Origin of the sequence: Cellulomonas palmilytica (assembly GCF_021590045.1) — a bacterium.
Taxonomy (GTDB): Bacteria; Actinomycetota; Actinomycetes; order Actinomycetales; family Cellulomonadaceae; genus Cellulomonas; species Cellulomonas palmilytica.
In genome coordinates this window covers 2,619,045-2,635,452 of sequence record NZ_CP062221.1, presented here as the reverse complement: position 1 = coordinate 2,635,452, position 16,408 = coordinate 2,619,045, and the positions used below count along the sequence as shown (strand labels likewise).

Here is a 16,408-nt window from a genome sequence, read left to right as displayed (position 1 = left end):
TCACCAGCCCCGAGCGCGCCACTCGTCGAGGTGCGGACGCTCCGCGCCGAGCGTGGTGTCGCGCCCGTGGCCGGGGTAGACCCACGTCTCGTCGTCGAACCGGTCGAACACCCGCGCCACGACGTCGTCGAGCAGCGACGTGAAGTCCTGCGGGCCCGAGGTGCGCCCGACGCCACCGGGGAACAGCGAGTCGCCCGTGAACAGGTGCACCCGCCCGGGCACCGCACCGGGTGCCCGCGCGTGCTCGGGCTCGCGGTACGCGAGCGCGACCGAGCCGGGCGTGTGCCCGCGCAGCGCGACGACCTCGAGCGTCGCGTGCCCGACGACCACCAGGTCACCGTCGTGCAGGCGTCGCCCGATCGGCACGTCCGTCGTCTCGGTGATCGCGTCGGCGTCGTCGGCGCCCGCCGCGGTCTGCGCGCCCGTCACCGCCACGACGGACGCGAGCGCACCGACGTGGTCGCGGTGCCGGTGCGTCGTGACGACCACGTCGAGCCGGGCGCCGGGGTTGCCCTCGCGCACGAGGGCGAGCAGCCGGTCGGGGTCCGCCGCGGCGTCGACCAGCAGCTGCGCGCCCTCGCGGCGGCAGGTGACCAGGTACGCGTCGTTGTCCATGGGGCCGACGGACACCTTGCGGATCTCGACCTCGTCGAGGACCCGCAGCGCTGTCGGGCCGCCGGGCGTCACGTCGCCCGTCCAGGGCTCGTGGGTCATGCGGGTCCTCCTGAGGTGCCGGTGGCGAGCGCGACGGCGTGCGCCGCGCGGACGAGGGCGAGGTGCGACAGCGCCTGGGGGACGTTGCCCGCCATGCGCCGGCCCACGGGGTCGTACTGCTCGGCGAGGAGGCCGACGTCGTTCGTGACCCCGACGAGCGTGTCCAGGATGTCGCACGCGTCGCGGACCTGCCCGCCGCGCGCGAGCGCGTCCGCGAGCCATGCCGAGCAGGCGAGGAACGCGTGCTCGTCGCCGGGCACGCCGTCGTCCGTGCGGTCGGTGCGGTACCGGCGCAGCAGGCCGGGCGCGACCTCGAGCTCGGCGCGCACGGCGGCGACCGTGCCGCGCACACGGGGGTCGTCCGGCGGCAGGAAGCCGACCTGCACGAGCTGCAGGAGCGACGCGTCGGTGTGCGTCGCACCGTAGGACTGCACGAACGTCCCGCGCGCCGCGTCCCAGCCGCGTGTCAGCACGTCGGCGCGGATCTCCTCGCGCGCCGCGCGCCAGCGCTCGACCGGCCCGTCGAGGCCGTGCTCCTCGACCGCACGGACGGCCCGGTCGACCGCGGCCCACGCCATGACCTTCGAGTGCACGAAGTGCTGCGGGTCGCCGCGCACCTCCCAGATCCCGCGGTCGGGCTCGCGCCAGTGGGCGAGCAGCTCCTCGACGAGGTGACGCTGCAGCGACCACGAGTCGCTCGACTCCGGGATGCCGGCGCGCCGTGCGTCGTGCAGCGCGCACATCACCTCGCCCAGCACGTCGTTCTGCACCTGGCCGACGGCCGCGTTGCCGAGACGGACCGGCCGGGAGCCGGCGTAGCCCGGCAGGTGCGCGACCTCGCGCTCGGGCAGGTCCCGGCCGCCGTCGAGGCGGTACATGATCTGCAGGTCGGCGGGGTCGCCGGCCACGGCGCGCAGCAGCCAGTCGCGCCACTGCGTCGCCTCGTCGCGGAAGCCCTGCTCGAGCAGCGCCGCGAGCGTCATCGCCGCGTCCCGGAGCCAGCAGTAGCGGTAGTCCCAGTTGCGGGCGCCGCCGAAGTCCTCCGGCAGGCTCGTCGTCGCCGCCGCGGCAATGCCGCCGGTCTCGAAGTCGGTGAGGAGCCGCAGGACGAGCAGGGAACGGACGACGGCCTCGCGGTGCGGTCCGGCGTACCGCGCGCCGCGCGCCCACAGGCCCCAGGCGACGCGCGTCGTGTCGACGCGCGCCGCGGCGGGGAGCGCGGGCGGCAGGGGCTCCCAGGACGGTGTCCAGGTGAGCTCGAGCTCGACCTCCGCGCCCTCCCGCAGCTCGAACTCGTCGCGGTGGCGGTGGTCGTGCGCGCGGGGCAGGCGGGTGCCGCGCAGGACGAGCGCGTCCGGTCCTGCCACCGCGCGGATCACCTGCTCGGGCCCGCCGGTGCGCGTGACCCACGGCTCGATCGCCCCGTACCCGAACCGCACGACCCACTCGTGCTCGAGCCGTACCGTGCCCCGCGTGCACCGCACGTGCCGCACGACGTCCGCGCGGCCGTCGGAGATCGGCATCGAGTCGGTGACGACGGCCGTCCCGGTGGGGGAGCGGTACGTGGTCTCGAGGACGAACGAGTCGTCCAGGTAGCGGCGCGTGACGGTGTGGGCGTCGGGCACGGTCAGGAGCCAGCGCCCGTTGTCCTCGGTGCCGAGCAGGCGCGCGAAGCAGGCCGCCGAGTCGACGTGCGGGAGGCAGAGCCAGTCGATCGACCCGCGCCGGGAGACGAGCGCGGTCGTGCGCCCGTCGCCGACGACCGCGTACTCGGCGACAGGGACGGGGAGCGGCTCGGGGTCGGTCGTCGGGGAAGTGGTCTGGGGATCCGGCGTCATGGTGCGTCCCAGCATGCGATGGTCGGGCGCGCTCGGCACGACGAGGCGGGCGTCACACCCGTCGAACGGGTGTGCGAATGTCGGTGGTGGAACGTAGACTGCACGCCGTGAATGACCGTCTGGTGGTGCAGGGCGCCCGCGAGCACAACCTCCGCAACGTCGACCTGGACCTTCCCCGGGACAAGATGATCGTCTTCACCGGCCTGTCCGGGTCGGGGAAGTCGTCGCTGGCCTTCGACACGATCTTCGCCGAGGGGCAGCGGCGGTACGTCGAGTCGCTGTCCGCGTACGCGCGCCAGTTCCTCGGCCAGATGGACAAGCCCGACGTGGACTTCATCGAGGGCCTGTCGCCCGCGGTGTCGATCGACCAGAAGTCGACCAACCGGAACCCGCGCTCGACGGTCGGGACGATCACCGAGGTCTACGACTACCTGCGCCTGCTGTACGCGCGTGCCGGGACCCAGTACTGCCCGGTGTGCGGCGAGCGCGTGACCGCGCAGACGCCGCAGCAGATCGTCGACCGCCTCCTCGAGTTGCCCGAGGGCACGCGCTACCAGGTGCTCGCACCCGTGGTGCGCGGCCGCAAGGGCGAGTACGTCGACCTGTTCGCCGAGCTCCAGGCCAAGGGCTTCTCGCGTGCCCGGGTCGACGGCGAGGTCGTGCAGCTCACGTCACCCCCGACGCTCGAGAAGAAGCTCAAGCACGACATCGAGGTCGTCGTGGACCGCCTGGTCGCGCGCGAGGGCGTCCAGCGCCGGCTCACCGACTCGGTCGAGACCGCGCTCGGGCTGTCCGGCGGCCTGCTCGTCGTGGACCTCGTCGACCGGGACGCCGACGACCCGGACAAGGAGCGCCGCTTCTCCGAGCAGCGCGCGTGCCCGAACGACCACGTCCTCACGCTCGAGGAGGTCGAGCCGCGCACGTTCTCGTTCAACGCCCCGTACGGCGCGTGCCCCGAGTGCACCGGCATCGGCTCGCGTCTGGAGGTCGACCCCGAGCTCGTCGTGCCCGACGAGGAGCTCTCCCTCGCGCAGGGCGCGGTGGTCCCGTGGGCGCAGACGTCCTCGGAGTACTTCGAGCGCGTGCTCTCGGCGCTCGCCGAGGAGATGGGCTTCTCGATGGACGCGCCCTGGCGCGCGCTGCCGCAGCGCGCGCGGGACGCGATCCTGCACGGACGCAACCACAAGGTGCACGTGCGCTACCGCAACCGGTGGGGCCGTGAGCGGCAGTACTCGACCGGGTTCGAGGGCGTCATCACGTTCCTCGAGCGCCGGCACGCCGAGACCGAGTCGGAGTGGAGCAAGGACAAGTACGAAGGCTTCATGCGCGAGGTCCCGTGCCCCACGTGCCAGGGCCAGCGGCTCAAGCCCGAGGTGCTCGCGGTGCGCGTCGGTGGTCGGTCGATCGCCGAGGTCTGCGAGCTGCCGATCCGCGAGGCGCGCGACTTCCTCGACGCGCTCGAGCTGGGCGAGCGCGAGCGGCAGATCGCCGCGCAGGTGCTCAAGGAGATCCAGGCACGCCTCGGGTTCCTTCTCGACGTGGGCCTCGACTACCTGTCGCTCATGCGTCCGGCCGGGACGCTGTCCGGCGGCGAGGCGCAGCGCATCCGGCTCGCGACCCAGATCGGCTCGGGCCTGGTGGGCGTCCTCTACGTGCTCGACGAGCCGTCCATCGGCCTGCACCAGCGCGACAACCGCCGTCTGATCGACACGCTCACGCGCCTGCGGGACCTGGGCAACACGCTCATCGTCGTCGAGCACGACGAGGACACCATCCGGATGGCCGACTGGATCGTCGACATCGGTCCGGGCGCGGGCGAGCACGGCGGTCGCGTCGTGCACTCCGGCGACCTCGCGGGCCTGCTCGCGGCGGGCGAGTCCGTGACGGGCGCGTACCTGTCGGGACGTCGGCAGATCCCGATGCCCGCCGAGCGGCGCCCCGTCGACCGCACGCGGGTGGTCACGGTCCAGGGCGCGCGCGAGCACAACCTGCGCGGTATCGACGTCTCGTTCCCGCTCGGCGTGCTGACGGCCGTCACCGGTGTGTCGGGGTCGGGCAAGTCGACGCTCGTGAACTCGATCCTCTACACGGTCATGGCGAACGAGCTCAACGGCGCACGCCAGGTGGCCGGGCGCCACAAGCGCGTCACCGGGCTGGACCAGCTCGACAAGGTCGTGCACGTCGACCAGGGTCCGATCGGCCGCACCCCGCGCTCGAACCCGGCCACGTACACCGGCGTGTGGGACAACATCCGCAAGCTGTTCGCGGAGACCACCGAGGCGAAGGTCCGCGGCTACACGCCCGGCCGGTTCTCGTTCAACGTCAAGGGAGGGCGCTGCGAGGCGTGCTCGGGCGACGGCACGCTGAAGATCGAGATGAACTTCCTCCCGGACGTGTACGTCCCGTGCGAGGTGTGCCACGGCGCGCGGTACAACCGCGAGACGCTCGAGGTGCACTTCAAGGGCAAGACGGTCGCCGACGTGCTCGACATGCCGATCGAGGAGGCGGCCGAGTTCTTCGGTGCGGTGCCCGCGATCAGCCGGCACCTCAAGACGCTCGTCGACGTCGGCCTCGGGTACGTCCGGCTCGGTCAGCCCGCGCCGACGCTGTCCGGCGGCGAGGCGCAGCGCGTCAAGCTCGCCTCCGAGCTCCAGCGCCGCTCCACGGGCCGCACCGCGTACGTGCTCGACGAGCCGACGACCGGCCTGCACTTCGAGGACATCCGCAAGCTGCTCGGCGTGCTCCAGTCACTCGTCGACAAGGGCAACACGGTCATCGTCATCGAGCACAACCTCGATGTCATCAAGAACGCGGACTGGGTCATCGACATGGGTCCCGAGGGCGGCTCGGGCGGCGGCATGGTCGTCGCCGAGGGGACGCCCGAGCACGTCGCGGGAGTGCCGGCGAGCCACACCGGGCGCTTCCTCGCGGAGGTGCTCGAGCTCGAGCCCGCGGCGGTCTCGGCCTGAGCGACGTCACATGCCGGGGGTGCCCGCTGCGGCGCGGCGCCGGCCGGGACGTTCGTCGTGCCGGGGGTCAGGAGCGCTCGAACGCGACCGGAACGGGCTCGTGACGCACGGTGAAGTTGACCGACCGCGCGACGAAGCAGTGCTCGTGCGCACGGTGGTGCAGATCCCCCAGCAGCCCGTCGGTCACCGGCGTGCCGTCGGCGAGCACGCGGTTGCGCACCACGACGCGGGGACGCAGGACGACCTCGGTGAACTGCCCGTGCCCGGCGGACTCGATCCGCATGGTCCCGGACGCGGCGTCGGCGTAACCGACGACCACCACGCCCGCCGCGGCGGCGAGGTGCAGGAACCACAGCATGTGGCACTGCGCCAGCGCGCCGACGACGAGGTCCTCGGGGGACCACCGCGAGGGGTCACCCCGGAAGCCGGGGTCCGACGTGCCCGGCAGGGGCAGCTTGTCGCCCGACGTGAGCTCGTGGTCGCGGCCGTACGACGTGTACGTCGACGTCCCCGCCTCGCCCGCTCCGGTCCAGGTCACGTCCACCGAGTAGGAGTGCAGCAGCTGCGCCATGCCGACACGCTAGCCGTCCCCGGGCCCGCGCGCGGGTCGTCCGGGCGCGCGGCGTGCAGGCCGGTCCACCGCGTCCCGGGGCGACGGTCCGGGCGCAGGGTGTGTCACCGGTGCGAACTAGGCTCGGACCATGGCTGATCCCGCGACGTACCGACCCGCGCCGGGGGAGATCCCCGACTCGCCGGGCGTGTACCGGTTCCGCGACGGCAACGGCCGCGTCATCTACGTCGGCAAGGCCAAGAGCCTGCGGCAGCGCCTGAACAGCTACTTCCAGGACGTCGCGGGGCTGCACCCGCGCACCCAGACGATGGTGACCACCGCGGCGTCCGTCCAGTGGACCGTGGTCGGCACGGAGGTCGAGGCGCTCGCGCTCGAGTACTCGTGGATCAAGGAGTTCGACCCCCGCTTCAACGTGAAGTACCGGGACGACAAGTCGTACCCGTACCTCGCGGTGACGCTCGCGGACGAGTTCCCGCGCGTGCAGGTCATGCGCGGTGCCAAGCGCAAGGGCACGCGGTACTTCGGCCCGTACGCGCACGCGTGGGCGATCCGCGAGACGGTCGACCTGCTGCTGCGGGTGTTCCCGGTGCGCACGTGTTCCGCGGGCGTGTTCAAGCGCGCGCACCAGCAGGGCCGCCCGTGCCTGCTCGGCTACATCGACAAGTGCTCGGCGCCCTGCGTGGGGCGCATCTCGCCCGACGACCACCACAAGCTCGCGCAGGACTTCTGCGACTTCATGGCGGGCGACACGACGAAGTTCGAGAAGCGGCTGACGCGTCGCATGCAGGAGGCGGCCGCCGAGCTCGACTACGAGCGCGCCGCACGGCTGCGCGACGACATCCAGACGCTGCGGCGCGCGACCGAGCGCAACGCGGTCGTGCTCCCCGACGGCACGGAGGCGGACGTGTTCGGCCTCGCGGGAGACGACCTCGAGGCGGCCGTGCAGGTGTTCCACGTGCGCGACGGGCGCATCCGCGGCCAGCGTGGCTGGGTCGTCGAGAAGGTCGAGGACGTCGACGACGCGGGCCTGGTGGAGCACCTGCTGCAGCAGGTGTACGGCACCGACGAGGCGGACGGCGGCGCGGTCCCGCGTGAGGTGCTGGTCCCGGTGCTGCCGACCGACGTCGAGCAGGTCGAGTCGTGGCTCACGGGGCTGCGCGGCTCGCGGGTGCGGGTCCGCGTGCCGCAGCGCGGGGACAAGCGCGAGCTCGCGCAGACCGTGCACCGCAACGCCGAGCACGCGCTGAACCTGCACCGCACGCGGCGTGCGGGGGACCTGACCTCACGCAGCCAGGCGCTGCGCGAGATCCAGGAGGCGCTGGGGCTGGCCACCGCCCCGCTGCGCATCGAGTGCTACGACGTGTCGCACAACCAGGGCACGTACCAGTCGGCGTCGATGGTGGTGTTCGAGGACGGGCTCGCGCGCAAGAGCGAGTACCGCCTGTTCTCGGTGCGCGGGCGGCACGGCGAGGGCGCGGCGGACGACACCGAGGCGATGCACGAGGTCATCACGCGCCGGTTCCGCCGCTACCTGGCCGAGCGCTCCGAGTCCGGGGACGTCGAGCTCGGGGACGCGGACGCCGAGGACGGGGAGCGGCTGGCCTCGGGGCCGATCGACGAGACGACGGGCCGGCCGCGGCGGTTCGCGTACCCGCCCAACCTCGTCGTCGTGGACGGCGGCCCGCCGCAGGTCGCCGCGGCCGCGCGCGCGCTCGAGGAGCTCGGGATCGACGACGTGGCCCTGTGCGGGCTCGCGAAGCGGCTCGAGGAGGTGTGGGTTCCGGGTGACGACTACCCGGTGATCCTGCAGCGCAGCTCCGAGGGCCTGTACCTGCTGCAGCGCGTGCGCGACGAGGCGCACCGGTTCGCGATCAACGCGCACCGCAAGCGCCGCAGCAAGGGGATGACGACCTCGGTGCTCGACGACGTGCCCGGCCTCGGTCCGGCACGCCAGAAGGCGCTGCTGCGGCACTTCGGCTCGGTGAAGCGGCTGCGTGCGGCGAGCGTCGAGGAGATCGCGTCGGTCCCGGGCATGGGGGAGCGGACGGCGGCCGCGGTGGTGGCGGCGCTCGCGCCGGCATCCGACGACGGTGGCCCTTCCACCGACCCGCCCACCGACCCGCCCACCGACCTGCCCGACGACCCGCCCACCGGGCCCTTCACCGAGGCTCTCGCCGGGTCCGCTGGCATGCTGGGGACATGACCGACGAGCCCTCGCCCATCACGGTCCCGGCCGGGATCCCGGCGATCGACGCCGCGACCGAGCACCCCCGGCTCCACCAGCCGCAGGTGCTCATCATCACGGGCATGTCGGGCGCGGGTCGCACGCGCGCGGCGGCCGTCCTCGAGGACCTCGACTGGTACGTCGTGGACAACCTCCCCGCGCAGATGCTCACGCACCTCGTCGGGATGCTCACGAGCGGCCCGCCCGAGACCCGTGCGCACCGCGTCGCCGCGGTGATCGACGTGCGTGGTCGCGGGTTCTTCGACGACCTGGCGGAGGTGCTCGGCGGGCTGCGGGCGGCGGGCGTCGAGTACCGGATCCTGTTCCTCGACGCGTCCGACGAGGTGCTCGTGCGCCGCTACGAGCAGGTGCGTCGGCCGCACCCGCTGCAGGGGACCGGCACGCTGCTCGACGGCATCCGCGAGGAGCGCTCGGTGCTCTCCGACATCCGGGAGCGCGCCGACAACGTCATCGACACGTCCGAGCTCAACGTGCACGACCTCGCGCGGCAGGTCCGCTCGCTCGTCGCGGGCGACGCCGACGACCACCTGCGGGTCACGATCACGTCGTTCGGGTTCAAGTACGGCATCCCGCTCGACGCCGACCACGTGGTCGACGTGCGATTCCTGGCCAACCCGTACTGGGTGAGCGAGCTGCGCCACCTCACGGGGCGCGACGCGCCGGTGCGGGACTACGTGCTGGGGCTGCCGGGCGCGACGCAGTTCGTGGACCGGTACGTCGAGGCGCTCGAGCCGGTGCTGTCGGGGTACCTCAACGAGGAGAAGCGCTACGTGACCATCGCGGTCGGCTGCACGGGGGGCAAGCACCGGTCGGTCGCGATCAGCGAGGCGATCGCGGCGCGCCTGCGCGACGCGGGGCACCGGGTCACGGTCGCGGCGCGTGACCTGGGCAAAGAGTGAACGGGCAGGTAACCCGGGCCGGGAGCCCGACCACGGGAGGACGACGAGGCCGCGAGGCGGACCGGTGAGCGCCGAGGTCCGCGGGGCACCGACGCCCGCGAGCGGCGTGGGGCCGGTCCCGGGTGTCCGCTCGACGCACCGCGGCCCGGCCGTGGTCGCGTTCGGCGGCGGGCACGGGGTGTCCGCGACGTTGTCCGCGCTGCGGCTCATGACCGACCAGATCACGGCCGTGGTGACGGTCGCCGACGACGGCGGCTCCTCGGGTCGGCTGCGGGCCGAGCTCGCGGTGCTGCCGCCGGGCGACCTGCGGATGGCCCTGGCGGCGCTGTGTGACGACTCCGACTGGGGCCGCACGTGGCGCGACGTGCTGCAGCACCGGTTCCACACCGACGGGCCGCTGGACGAGCACGCGATGGGCAACCTGCTGATCGTGACGCTGTGGGAGCTGCTGGGCGACCCTGTCGCGGGCCTGGACTGGGTCGGCCGCCTGCTCGGTGCGCGCGGGCGCGTGCTGCCGATGACGGAGGTGCCGCTGCTCATCGAGGCCGACGTGCGCCGTCCGTCGGGCGTCGTCGAGACCGTGCGCGGGCAGAGCGCGGTCGCGCGCACCACGGACCCCATCACGCACGTCCGGCTCGTGCCGTCCGACCCGCCCGCGTGCCGGCACGCGGTGGCGGCGGTCGAGCGCGCGGAGTGGGTGGTGCTCGGCCCGGGCTCCTGGTTCACGTCCGTGCTGCCCAACTTGCTCGTCCCCGAGCTGCGGGCGGCGCTGCACCGCTCGGCAGCGCGCGTCGTCGTCGTGCTCAACCTCTCGCCCGAGGAGCACGGCGAGACCGCGGGGCTGCGGGCGGAGGACTACCTGTCGGTGCTGCACGACCACGCGCCCGAGCTCGCCGTCCACGCGGTGGTCGCCGACCCACGCGCGGTGGAGGACGTGTCCCGGCTGTCGGCGCACTGCGAGGCCCGTGACGCTCGTCTCCTGCTGCGACAGGTCGGCCGGTCGGACGGGACGCCGCGGCACGACCCGTTGCGACTGGCCGCCGCGCTGCGCGACGTCGTCGAGGGAGTGCTCGGCGACGTCCAGGACGGGGTGGGCCGGCGGCCGCGATGAGGACAACCGTCCACCACGGCCTCGCGAGAATGGCAGGATGACGCCCATGGCGTTGACGGCACAGGTGAAGGACGAGCTCGCCCGACTCCAGGTGGACAAGACCTCCTGCCGCAAGGCCGAGGTCGCCGCGACCCTCAGGTTCGCGGGCGGGCTGCACATCATCTCCGGCCGCATCGTCATCGAGGCCGAGCTCGACACCGCCATCGCCGCGCGTCGCCTGCGCCAGGCGATCTCCGAGGTCTACGGGCACGAGAGCGAGATCATCGTCGTGTCCGGCGGCGGTCTGCGCCGCGGCAGCCACTACGTGGTGCGGGTCGTGAAGGACGGTGAGTCGCTCGCGCGGCAGACCGGTCTGCTCGACAACCGCGGCCGGCCCGTGCGCGGGTTGCCGCCGCAGGTCGTCGCGGGCGGCATCGCGGAGGCCGAGGCGGCGTGGCGCGGAGCCTTCCTGGCGCACGGCTCGCTGACGGAGCCGGGGCGCTCGTCGTCGCTCGAGGTCACGTGCCCGGGGCCGGAGGCGGCGCTCGCGCTCGTCGGTGCGGCACGGCGCATGAACATCCCCGCGAAGGCGCGCGAGGTGCGCGGCGTGGACCGCGTGGTCATCCGCGACGGCGATGCGATCGGCGCGATGCTCACGCGGATCGGCGCGCACGAGGCGATGCTCGTGTGGGAGGAGCGTCGCGTGCGCCGCGAGGTGCGGGGGACCGCGAACCGGCTCGCGAACTTCGACGACGCGAACCTGCGCCGCTCGGCCCGTGCGGCCGTCGCGGCCGGCGCGCGCGTGGAGCGCGCGTTCGAGATCCTGGCCGACGACCTGCCCGACCACCTGCGCGAGGCCGGTCAGCTGCGGCTCGCGCACAAGGACGCGTCGCTCGAGGAGCTGGGCAAGCTCGCGGACCCGCCGCTCACCAAGGACGCGGTCGCCGGCCGCATCCGGCGCCTGCTCGCGACCGCCGACAAGCGGGCCGCGGAGCTCGGCATCCCCGACACCGAGGCGGGTCTGTCGCCGGAGCTGCTGGACCTCTGAGGCCCGGCGCGGCGGGGTGTCGGCGACACCCGTCGATGCAGGTCGCGCCGCATCCCAGCACGTGGACAGCGGGGCGGTCTGGGACCTTCGCTGCATGGTCCTACGGCCCGGGGGTATAGGCTCGGGACATCCGATCGTCACACGGTCGTCACGCTCTGGGCACGAACCGGTCTGGTCAAGACCGCCGCCCGGAACCGCGGCGGCCCAAGGCGTGAGGCACGCACATCGGCGTGCGGGAACCCACCACCACATTGTGCGCCGACCCCGTCGGCGCTGCCGAGGAGGGCACGTGACCATCAAGGTCGGCATCAACGGCTTCGGCCGCATCGGCCGGAACTTCTACCGGGCCATCATCGCGTCGGGCGCGGACATCGAGATCGTGGGCGTCAACGACCTCACGGACAACAAGACGCTCGCGCACCTGCTGAAGTACGACACGGTCCTCGGTCGCTTCCCCCTGAGCGTGGACTTCGACGACGAGAACATCATCGTCGACGGCAAGAAGATCCGTGCGCTCGCGGAGCGCAACCCGGCCGACCTTCCCTGGGCCGACCTGGGCGCGGACATCGTCATCGAGTCGACGGGCTTCTTCACCGACGCGACCAAGGCCAAGGCGCACATCGACGCCGGCGCCAAGAAGGTCATCATCTCGGCTCCCGCCAAGAACGAGGACGGCACGTTCGTCGTCGGCGTGAACCACGAGCTGTACGACCCGGCGACGCAGCACATCATCTCGAACGCGTCCTGCACGACGAACTGCCTCGCCCCGCTGGCGAAGGCGCTCAACGACGCGATCGGCATCGAGCGTGGCCTCATGACCACGATCCACGCGTACACGGGCGACCAGAACCTGCAGGACGGCCCGCACCGCGACCTGCGTCGCGCCCGCGCCGCCGCGCAGAACATCGTCCCGACCTCGACGGGTGCGGCCAAGGCCGTCGCGCTCGTGCTCCCGGAGCTCAAGGGCAAGCTCGACGGCTACGCGCTGCGCGTGCCGACGATCACCGGCTCGGCCACCGACCTGACCTTCACCGCCTCGCGCGAGGTCACGGTCGAGGAGGTCAACGCCGCGGTCAAGGCCGCCGCCGAGGGCCCGCTCAAGGGCGTGCTGTCCTACGTCGAGGACGAGATCGTCTCGAGCGACATCGTGACCGACCCGCACCAGAGCATCTTCGACTCGAAGCTCACGAAGGTGTCGGGCGACCTGGTCAAGGTCGTCTCCTGGTACGACAACGAGTGGGGCTACTCCAACTCGCTCGTCGCGCTGACGTCGTACGTGGGCGAGCGTCTCTGACGCCCCTGCGGCACTCGTAGCACCACAGCACATGCGTCCGCGTGCGCCCCGGCCACGGCCTCGGCGCACGCGGACGCTGTCGTTGTGAGCCCGGCTGAGCCACTGACCACCCGGTACCCCTGGTAGGAGACCATGAAGACCATCGAGGACCTCGGCGACCTGCGCGGCAAGCGCGTGCTCGTCCGCTCCGACTTCAACGTGCCGCTCGACGGCACGACCATCACCGACGACGGCCGCATCCGCGCCGCGCTGCCCACGCTGAGCGCGCTGCTCGACGCCGGCGCGCGCGTCGTGGTGACCGCGCACCTCGGCCGCCCGAAGGGCGCGCCCGAGGCCAAGTACTCGCTCGCGCCGGTCGCCGCGCGCCTGGGCGAGCTGCTCGGCAAGCCCGTCGCGCTCGCGCAGGACACGGTCGGCGAGTCCGCCAAGGAGACCGTCGCCGCGCTGCAGGACGGCGACATCGCGCTGCTCGAGAACATCCGCTTCGACGCGCGCGAGACCAGCAAGGACGAGGCGGAGCGCGGCTCCCTCGCGGACGACCTCGCGGCCCTCGCGGACGCGTTCGTGTCCGACGGCTTCGGCGTCGTGCACCGCAAGCAGGCCTCGGTCTACGACGTCGCGCTCAAGCTGCCCCACGCTGTCGGCAAGCTCGTCCTCAACGAGGTCTCGTCGCTGCGCAAGGCGACCGACGACCCGGCCCGCCCCTACGTCGTCGTCCTCGGCGGCTCGAAGGTCTCGGACAAGCTCGGCGTCATCTCGAACCTGCTGGGCAAGGCGAACCGCCTCGTGATCGGCGGCGGCATGCTGTTCACGTTCCTCGCCGCCAAGGGCTACTCCGTGGGCTCCTCGCTGCTCGAGGAGGACCAGATCGAGACGGTCAAGGGCTACCTCGCGCAGGCCGAGAAGGACGGCGTCGAGATCGTCCTGCCGGTGGACATCCGCGTGGGCGACTCGTTCGCCGCGGACACCCCGGTGGCGGTCGTGGCCGCCGACCAGATCCCCGACGGCAAGATGGGCCTCGACATCGGCCCCGAGTCGGAGAAGCTGTTCGCGTCGAAGATCGTGGACGCGAAGACCGTCGTCTGGAACGGCCCTGCGGGCGTGTTCGAGTTCGAGGCGTTCGCGGGCGGCACCAAGGCCGTCGCGCAGGCGCTGATCGACGCGGGCAAGGCCGGCGCGTTCACCATCGTCGGCGGCGGCGACTCGGCCGCGGCCGTGCGCACGCTCGGCTTCGACGAGTCCGGGTTCGGCCACATCTCCACCGGTGGCGGCGCGAGCCTGGAGTTCCTGGAGGGCAAGACCCTCCCCGGCATCGCCGTCCTGGAGGACTGACGCATGGCACGCACCCCCCTGATGGCGGGCAACTGGAAGATGAACCTGGACCACCACGAGGCGGTCCACACGCTCCAGAAGCTCGCGTGGACGCTCAAGGACGGCAAGCACGACTACTCGACCGTCGAGGTCGCGGTCGTGCCGCCGTTCACCGACCTGCGCAGCGTGCAGACGCTCGTCGACGCGGACAAGCTCGAGATCGTGTACGGCGCGCAGGACGTGTCGGCGCACACCTCCGGCGCGTACACGGGTGAGATCGCGCCCGCGTTCCTCACCAAGCTCGGCGTGACCTACGCGCTCGTCGGTCACTCGGAGCGTCGTGAGTACCACGCGGAGGACGACGCGCTCGTCAACGCGAAGGTCAAGAACGCGCTGGCTGCCGGCCTCAAGCCGATCCTGTGCGTGGGCGAGAAGCTCGAGTCGCGCAAGGCGGGCGAGCACGTCCAGGTGACGCTCGCGCAGCTCGACGGCGGTCTCGACGGCCTCACGGCCGAGCAGGTGCGCGAGGTCGTCGTGGCGTACGAGCCCGTCTGGGCCATCGGCACGGGCGAGACCGCGACCCCCGAGGACGCGCAGGAGCTCGCCGAGGCGATCCGCACGCGCGTCGCGGAGCTGTACGACGCCGAGACGGCGGACGCCGTGCGCGTGCTGTACGGCGGCTCGGTGAAGTCGTCGAACGTCGCGTCGATCATGGCGAAGCCGGACGTCGACGGTGCGCTCGTCGGCGGCGCGAGCCTCGACCCCGAGGAGTTCGCGAAGATCGTGCGCTACCAGTCCCACGCGGTCGGTCTCTGACCTGACCTGATCGGCGCCCCGGTGCTCCCGTCTCACGGACGGGCGTACCGGGGCGTCGATGTGGATTCCCGGGCGACTCGTCGCCTACCCTGTACCCCGGCCCGCACTCCTCGCGCGGGCGACCGGATCGCTAGTGAGGAACGACACCGACGTGACCGCCCTGAAGATCTCGATGCAGGCGCTGCTGGTCCTGACCAGCCTGCTCCTCGTCCCGCTGGTGCTCCTCCACAAGGGCAAGGGCGGTGGCCTCTCCGACATGTTCGGCGGCGGCATCACGTCCAGCGCCGGCAGCTCCGGAGTCGCCGAGCGCAACCTCAACCGGATCACGGTGGGTGTCGCGCTCGTGTGGACCGCGGTCATCGTCGTGCTCGGCCTCATCGAGCGCTACGACGGCTGAGGCGGGCGACCATGGCGAGCGGCAACGCGATCCGGGGCTCCCGCGTCGGCGCGGGCCCGATGGGCGAGGCGGAGCGCGGCGACGCGGCTCCCCGCATCTGGATCTCCTACTGGTGCGCGAACGGCCACGAGACGCGGCCGAGCTTCGCGGAGGAGGCGGCCGAGGAGGCCCCCGTCACGTGGGACTGCCCGCGCTGCGGGTTCCCCGCGGGGCAGGACCAGGAGAACCCGCCGGCGCCGGTCCGCAACGAGCCGTACAAGACGCACCTCGCGTACGTGAAGGAGCGCCGGTCCGACGAGGACGGCGCGGCCATCCTGGACGAGGCGCTGGCCGCCCTGCGGGCGCGCCGCGGCGGCTGAGCACCGCCGCCCACCGCGGTCGTCGACCGCACACCGAGACCCGGAAGGGGCCGCTGCACGGACTGCAGCGGCCCCTTCGTCGTCCGTGCCGTCAGGACAGGTCTCAGGACGCGGGCTCAGGACACGGGCTCAAGCCACGGGCTCAGGGCAGGACGCGGAGCAGCGCGAAGCCGTCGTAGCCCTTGACGCCGACGGTCTGGACGACGGTCGCGTCGAAGCGCGGGTGGTCCGTCAGCAGGTCGACCATCCGTCGCACGCCCTGCACGCGGTCGTCGGGGTGGTCTGGCTCGACCACCGCTCCCAGGCGCACGACGTTGTCCACCACGACGACCGCGCCGGGCCGGACGAGGGGGAGCGTGCGCTCGAGGTAGAGCGCGAGCTGCTGCTTGTCCGCGTCCACGAACACGAGGTCGAACGGCTCGACGTCCTGCTCGGCGAGGGCGGAGAGAGAGTCGGCCGCGGGACCGACGAGCACGTCGACCCGCTCCCCGACGCCTGCGGCGTCGAGCGACTCCCGCGCGACCTGCGCGTGGTGCTGCTCGAGCTCGAGCGTGACGACCCGCCCGTCCGCGGGCAGCGCCCGCGTGAGCCAGAGCGTGCTGTACCCGCCGAGCGTGCCGATCTCGAGCACCCGCCGCGCGCCCGTGAGCGTTGCGAGCAGCTGCAGCAGCTTGCCCTGGTTGGGTGCGACCGCGATGTCGGGCAGGCCCGCCTCGTCGGCGCGCCGCCGGGTCGCGACGAGCGCGTCGTCCTCCGGTGCCAGGACCGCGAAGTAGTCGTCCACACGGGCCCACAGCCCGCTGTCGTCCGGGGGGTGGTCCTGCGTCGGGCTGTCGGTCACGTGCGCTCCCTTCGGT

General features: G+C 72.7%; 14 protein-coding genes. 10 read left to right on the top strand and 4 right to left on the bottom strand.

Annotation, left to right across the window (positions count from 1 at the left end; genetic code table 11):
• Together F1D97_RS11960 and F1D97_RS11955 are read right to left on the bottom strand one after the other, a co-directional pair.
• Positions 1–714 (bottom strand): MBL fold metallo-hydrolase, encoded by a 714-nt coding sequence (locus F1D97_RS11960; protein WP_236120721.1) that lies wholly within the window; start codon positions 712–714, stop codon positions 1–3.
• Entirely contained in the window at positions 711–2,552 is a 1,842-nt protein-coding gene (locus F1D97_RS11955) for a glycoside hydrolase family 15 protein (protein WP_236120720.1), read from the bottom strand. Before F1D97_RS11955 ends, F1D97_RS11960 begins: the two co-directional genes overlap by 4 nt.
• Positions 2,553–2,659: 107 nt before the next feature.
• Between F1D97_RS11955 and uvrA the strand changes: the two genes are divergently transcribed.
• Complete coding sequence (uvrA, locus tag F1D97_RS11950; protein WP_236120719.1) at positions 2,660–5,521, top strand: excinuclease ABC subunit UvrA; 2,862 nt, start codon at positions 2,660–2,662, stop codon at positions 5,519–5,521.
• Positions 5,522–5,588: 67 nt separating this feature from the next.
• On the opposite strand, the gene F1D97_RS11945 is transcribed toward uvrA, so the two are convergent.
• Positions 5,589–6,092 (bottom strand): OsmC family protein, encoded by a 504-nt coding sequence (locus F1D97_RS11945; RefSeq protein WP_236120718.1) that lies wholly within the window; start codon positions 6,090–6,092, stop codon positions 5,589–5,591.
• 130 nt (positions 6,093–6,222) lie between these two features.
• Here F1D97_RS11945 and uvrC point away from each other — a divergent pair, with 130 nt between their 5' ends.
• The 9 genes from uvrC (at position 6,223) to F1D97_RS11900 (ending at position 15,551) form a co-directional block, all read left to right on the top strand.
• Complete coding sequence (gene uvrC, locus F1D97_RS11940) at positions 6,223–8,295, top strand: excinuclease ABC subunit UvrC (protein WP_236120717.1); 2,073 nt, start codon at positions 6,223–6,225, stop codon at positions 8,293–8,295.
• Positions 8,292–9,236, top strand: a complete 945-nt coding sequence (gene rapZ, locus F1D97_RS11935; RefSeq protein ID WP_236120716.1) for an RNase adapter RapZ — start codon at positions 8,292–8,294, stop codon at positions 9,234–9,236. Before uvrC ends, rapZ begins: the two co-directional genes overlap by 4 nt.
• Before the next feature lie 106 nt (positions 9,237–9,342).
• Positions 9,343–10,347 (top strand): gluconeogenesis factor YvcK family protein, encoded by a 1,005-nt coding sequence (locus tag F1D97_RS11930; RefSeq protein WP_236123592.1) that lies wholly within the window; start codon positions 9,343–9,345, stop codon positions 10,345–10,347.
• 46 nt (positions 10,348–10,393) lie between these two features.
• The gene (gene whiA, locus F1D97_RS11925; protein ID WP_236120715.1) at positions 10,394–11,374 is read left to right on the top strand and encodes a DNA-binding protein WhiA; all 981 of its coding nucleotides are present in this window, start codon (positions 10,394–10,396) and stop codon (positions 11,372–11,374) included.
• Between the two features lie 289 nt (positions 11,375–11,663).
• The gene (gene gap, locus F1D97_RS11920) at positions 11,664–12,668 is read left to right on the top strand and encodes a type I glyceraldehyde-3-phosphate dehydrogenase (RefSeq protein ID WP_236120714.1); all 1,005 of its coding nucleotides are present in this window, start codon (positions 11,664–11,666) and stop codon (positions 12,666–12,668) included.
• Between the two features lie 132 nt (positions 12,669–12,800).
• Positions 12,801–14,000 (top strand): phosphoglycerate kinase, encoded by a 1,200-nt coding sequence (locus F1D97_RS11915; protein WP_236120713.1) that lies wholly within the window; start codon positions 12,801–12,803, stop codon positions 13,998–14,000.
• Between the two features lie 3 nt (positions 14,001–14,003).
• A complete protein-coding gene (gene tpiA / locus F1D97_RS11910; protein WP_236120712.1) occupies positions 14,004–14,795 on the top strand; it encodes a triose-phosphate isomerase in 792 nt (263 codons plus the stop codon).
• A 151-nt stretch (positions 14,796–14,946) separates the two neighbouring features.
• Positions 14,947–15,192 (top strand): preprotein translocase subunit SecG, encoded by a 246-nt coding sequence (gene secG / locus F1D97_RS11905; protein WP_236120711.1) that lies wholly within the window; start codon positions 14,947–14,949, stop codon positions 15,190–15,192.
• Between the two features lie 11 nt (positions 15,193–15,203).
• Positions 15,204–15,551: an RNA polymerase-binding protein RbpA gene (locus F1D97_RS11900; RefSeq protein ID WP_094180060.1), complete on the top strand. Its 348-nt coding sequence runs from the start codon at positions 15,204–15,206 to the stop codon at positions 15,549–15,551.
• 142 nt (positions 15,552–15,693) lie between these two features.
• Here the strand turns inward: F1D97_RS11900 and F1D97_RS11895 are convergent, their stop codons facing one another.
• Positions 15,694–16,392 (bottom strand): O-methyltransferase, encoded by a 699-nt coding sequence (locus F1D97_RS11895; protein ID WP_236120710.1) that lies wholly within the window; start codon positions 16,390–16,392, stop codon positions 15,694–15,696.
• Between the last annotated feature and the right edge of the window lie 16 nt (positions 16,393–16,408).